The following is a 4055-nucleotide window of genomic DNA, read 5'->3' as shown; positions in this document are numbered from 1 at the left end:
CCGAGGCCGACGTGGCTGGCGCTGGACGCCGCCTCTTCTGCCTGCTCCTGTGCGCTGATACGGAAGAGCCAGATCGTTCAGCGTTTCGAGATCGCACCCCGTGAACACACGCGCCTGCTGCTGCCGATGATCGACGAGGTGCTGGCGGAAGCTGGCGTGACACTGACCCAGCTCGACGCTGTCGCCTATGGCCATGGTCCGGGTTCGTTCACCGGCCTGCGAATCGCCGCCGGCATCGCCCAGGGACTCGCCTACGGCGCCGACCTGCCGCTGATCGGGGTTTCCACACTGGAAGCCCTGGCGCTGGCGGCTCACCGCAAATGGCACGCGCGACACGTCATCGCCGCACTCGATGCCCGCATGGACGAGATCTATGTCGGGGCCTATCACTGTCACGACGGCGCCTTGACCGTGGCGCTCGACCCGCGCGTTGTGCCGCCTTCGAGACTGCGCCTGCCCGCCACGGATCGCGATATCGAATGGCTGGGGATAGGCAGCGGTTGGCAACTTTTGTCTAATATACCTGTCGATGTACAGGCTGCATTGCCGCAAACCCTCCCCGACGAACTACCGGCGGCGGAGGATCTCGTGCGTCTGGCCGCCACATCATGGGAGCGTGGCGCGCGCGGCAGCGCGCCTCACGAGGTGATTCCCGTCTATCTGCGTGATGAGGTGGCATGGCGCAAGGCGTGAAAGATCGAGGTCCACGATGGCGACCTCCTCGAATAAGGATATCGAAAGAAAATGGATGTTTTTCAACTGGCCGCACTCGCCATCATCCAGGGCTTGACCGAATTTCTGCCCATCTCCTCCTCCGCACATCTGATTTTACCCTCCCAGCTCTTCGGCTGGTCCGATCAGGGGCTGGCCTTCGACGTGGCGGTTCATATCGGCTCCCTGGGCGCCGTGCTGTTCGCGTTTCGCCATGAAGTCTGGCGTATTCTCCACGCCTGGTTCACCCAGTTCGGCGGGCGGGGACAGACGCCGGAGAGCCGCCTGGGTTGGGCGATCATCGTCGGGACCATTCCAGCGGTCATCGTCGGGTTGTTGATCGAGGATTGGGTCGAGAGCGCGGGGCGCTCCGTTCTGGTCATCGCGACGACGACGATCGTCTTCGGCGTGCTGCTCGGTATCGCCGACAAGCGCGGCACCCAGGTACATCCGGTCGAGAAAATAACGCTCAAGACGGCGCTGCTGATCGGGCTGGCCCAGGCCATTGCATTGATTCCCGGCACTTCGCGTTCGGGGATCACCATGACCGCGGCCCTGATGCTCGGTTTCACCCGGCAGGCGGCGGCGCGTTTCTCGTTTCTGTTGTCGATCCCGCTGATCCTGGCGGCAGGCTCGCTGAAAGGACTGGAGCTGGCCCAGTCGGGCACGGCGACGCAGTGGCACGAGATCTTTCTGGGCGTGGCGTTCTCGTTCGTGGCGGCCTGGCTCTGCATCAAGCTGTTCCTGGCGGCGCTGGATCGGATCGGCATGATGCCCTTCGTGATCTATCGACTGCTGCTGGGTATTGCCCTGTTCGTATGGGCGACGTGAGCGAGTCGGTCACGCCCGTGGTCGTGGTGGGGGAGTCGCTGGCCGATCTGGCCGGACGCTACGGCCTGCCCTGGGCTCCGTCGGCGCCCGCGGACGGGCTGGTTCTGCAGCGTGCCGGGCACGGGCTCGAGATCGCCGGCGACGCCAGGCGTTACGGCCTGCCGATCCGGGCCGATTTCGTCTCCGGCGCGGCGGCGCACCGTCGGCGCTATGGCGGTGGGCGTGGCCAGCTCGTGGCACGCGCTTGTGGGTTTGGCAAGGGAGTGGTGCCACAGGTCGTCGACGCCACGGCCGGCCTCGGTCGGGATGCCTTCGTGCTGGCGTCGTTGGGGGCCGAGGTGTTGATGGTCGAGCGGGTGGCGGCGATCCATGCGCTGCTGGCGGCCGCGCTGTCGCAGGCGATGGACGACGACGAGGTGGCGGAGATTGCCGGGCGCCTGTCGCTTCGCCACGCCGATAGCGCGACCGGGCTGGCGGCGGCAGTCGATGATTGGGCGCACGAACCGCAGGTGGTGCATCTCGATCCGATGTTCCCGCATCGGGAGAAGTCGGCGCTGGTAAAGAAGGAGATGCGGCTGTTCCGGGACCTGGCTGGTGGGGATGACGATGCGCCGCGTCTGCTGGAGGCGGCGCTGGAGGTCGCCACCCATCGGGTGGTGGTCAAGCGTCCGCGGAAGGCGCCGCCGATCGATGGACCCGCGCCGAAGCACGTGCTGGAGGGAAAGACGAGCCGCTACGATCTCTACGTGCACCGCTCGCTGAAGCACTGAAGGCCGACACGAACGCGCCGGGCCTGGGCCCGGCGCGTGGGTATCGACCGGTCGCCGTTACTGGCGTTTCAGCGTCATGTCGGCACCGGACTGGATCGACTGCATATGCGTATCCAGTACTTCCAGATCGCCGTTGTCGAGCGGACGCAGGTAATAGATCGTGTTGCCCCCGGCGCCCTTGAGCTCGTAGATCGTCGGCATCTGCTGCGGCCCGGCGTCCTTGAGAACCAGGAAATTGCCCTTGGTCGTCATGGGTTCGTCACTACGCCCTTGGTAGAGGCTGTTCAGCACATAGGCACCGCCGGTGTCATCCATGTTCATCATCTCCAGATCGACCTGGATGCCCGAGCAGTCCGCGCAAGGCAGCACGCCTTCATACTCGCCGGCCGCCTTTTCGTACGGCGAGGGCGGCGTGCTGGCGCACCCCGCCAGGGTCAGCGTCAGTCCCAACAGTCCTGCACCAATCAATCCTGGATTACGCATTGCTTATTCCTTTTTTAGCAGAATGCGATTTTCAGTATAGTTCGAAAATCCGGCGGCGAGAGTTTCGGGTCAATCGCGGGTCTGCTCGGCGCCGGGCTTCCCCACATCGCGTCGACCTCTGAACAGGATCATCCAGAGCGCGACGCCGATCAGCGAGCCGCCGATGGCGTGCGCCCAGCTCACCTGCTCGTCGAGGAAGAGCGCGCCCCAAAGTACCCCAAACGCAGGGACCAGCATGGTGACCGTCAGCGGCTTGACCGGGCCGAGATCCTCGACGAGCCGGAAATAGAGAAGGTAGGCCAATGACGTGCAGGCGAGCCCCAACGCCAGCATCGCCCACCAGACGCCGCTGTCGTTCCAGGCGATGGCGTGAGGCGCCAGCGCCAGCTGGCCGAGCATGAAGGGGGCCAGCAGCAGCGTAGCGCCGACCTGCGAGCCCATGGCGATCAGGCGAGAGTCCAGTCCGCCGCGCTCGGCCACCCAGCGCTTGACGATGAATCCGCCCAGCCCGTAGCAGATGGCGGCAATCAGACAGGCAGCGGCGCCAATGAGCAGGCCGCCGTCGACCCGGACTGGCCCCGTGCCCACCAGAACGCCGACGCCGAGCATGCCCGCCGCGACGCCGATCAGCCGGTCTCTCGTCAGCGGCTCGTGGAACAGCGTGGCGCCGATGACCACTCCCATCAGCGGTGTCGAGGCGTTGAGCATCGCCGAATAGCCGGCGGGCAGATACTGTGCGGCGATGCAGAACATGCCGAACGGGATACCGGAATTGATCATGCCGATCGCCAGCACCGCTCCAAGCTTGCCTTCGAAGTGCCAACGTACGCGCAGCAGCGCCAGGATCGCCACCAGTCCCGCTGCGCCGAGCAGAACGCGGAAGAAAGCCGTGGGGAAGGCCCCCAGGGCTGGCGTGGCGATGCGCATGAACAGGAAGCTGGCGCCCCACAGTGACGATAGCAGGAGCAGACGACCAAGCGAGAGTAGCGGCATGCTGAATGTTCTCCGGGAATGACCGAGGCGTAGCGTAAACCGGTCCCGCGTCCAAGTCCGGCGGTTTTCGGAACCCATGGGTTTTGTGGTGATCCCCGAAGACAACTATGCTCAGGTGTCAGCGGAATGATTCCGCTGCGGCAACAGTGATCAAGGAGATCGAGATGTACGAAGATCAAGTGAAAGGACGCACCGAGGAACTCAAGGGTCACGCCCAGGAAGCGGTCGGTGGCTTGACCGAAGACGACAACCTCCGCCGTGAGGGCA

The 4055-nt window shown here is 64.9% G+C and carries 5 protein-coding genes; 3 read left to right on the top strand and 2 right to left on the bottom strand.

Translation table 11 applies throughout. The features are described from left to right. The first annotated feature begins 15 nt into the window (after positions 1-15). Genes tsaB through AC3AYF_RS18000 form a run of 3 tightly spaced genes read left to right on the top strand, consistent with a single transcriptional unit; the run spans position 16 to position 2312 of the window. Positions 16-693 (top strand): tRNA (adenosine(37)-N6)-threonylcarbamoyltransferase complex dimerization subunit type 1 TsaB, encoded by a 678-nt coding sequence (gene tsaB, locus AC3AYF_RS18010; protein WP_487780130.1) that lies wholly within the window; start codon positions 16-18, stop codon positions 691-693. Positions 694-744: 51 nt separating this feature from the next. Next, positions 745-1542, top strand: a complete 798-nt coding sequence (locus AC3AYF_RS18005) for an undecaprenyl-diphosphate phosphatase (RefSeq protein WP_295036515.1) — start codon at positions 745-747, stop codon at positions 1540-1542. Then, positions 1530-2312, top strand: coding sequence for a class I SAM-dependent methyltransferase (locus tag AC3AYF_RS18000; RefSeq protein WP_487780129.1), 783 nt, complete (start codon positions 1530-1532; stop codon positions 2310-2312). The genes AC3AYF_RS18005 and AC3AYF_RS18000 overlap by 13 nt, the downstream gene beginning before the upstream one ends. Positions 2313-2369: 57 nt before the next feature. Here AC3AYF_RS18000 and AC3AYF_RS17995 read toward each other — a convergent pair whose 3' ends face one another. Both AC3AYF_RS17995 and AC3AYF_RS17990 read right to left on the bottom strand, forming a co-directional pair. Next, positions 2370-2795, bottom strand: a complete 426-nt coding sequence (locus tag AC3AYF_RS17995; protein WP_295036514.1) for a copper resistance protein NlpE — start codon at positions 2793-2795, stop codon at positions 2370-2372. A 69-nt stretch (positions 2796-2864) separates the two neighbouring features. Next, complete coding sequence (locus AC3AYF_RS17990; protein ID WP_295036513.1) at positions 2865-3788, bottom strand: DMT family transporter; 924 nt, start codon at positions 3786-3788, stop codon at positions 2865-2867. Positions 3789-4055: the final 267 nt, after the last annotated feature.

This window comes from Salinicola sp. (assembly GCF_982684285.1).
Note: the sequence above shows the minus strand (reverse complement) of the source record. Positions and strands in the feature narration are given on the sequence as shown.

Bases quoted from the DNA above. Each gene is read 5' to 3' on its own strand.
- AC3AYF_RS18005 (WP_295036515.1), top strand. From the start codon at position 745: ATGGATGTTTTTCAACTGGCCGCACTCGCCATCATCCAGGGCTTGACC.
- AC3AYF_RS17990 (WP_295036513.1), bottom strand. From the start codon at position 3,788: ATGCCGCTACTCTCGCTTGGTCGTCTGCTCCTGCTATCGTCACTGTGG.
- AC3AYF_RS18000 (WP_487780129.1), top strand. From the start codon at position 1,530: ATGGGCGACGTGAGCGAGTCGGTCACGCCCGTGGTCGTGGTGGGGGAG.
- AC3AYF_RS17995 (WP_295036514.1), bottom strand. From the start codon at position 2,795: ATGCGTAATCCAGGATTGATTGGTGCAGGACTGTTGGGACTGACGCTG.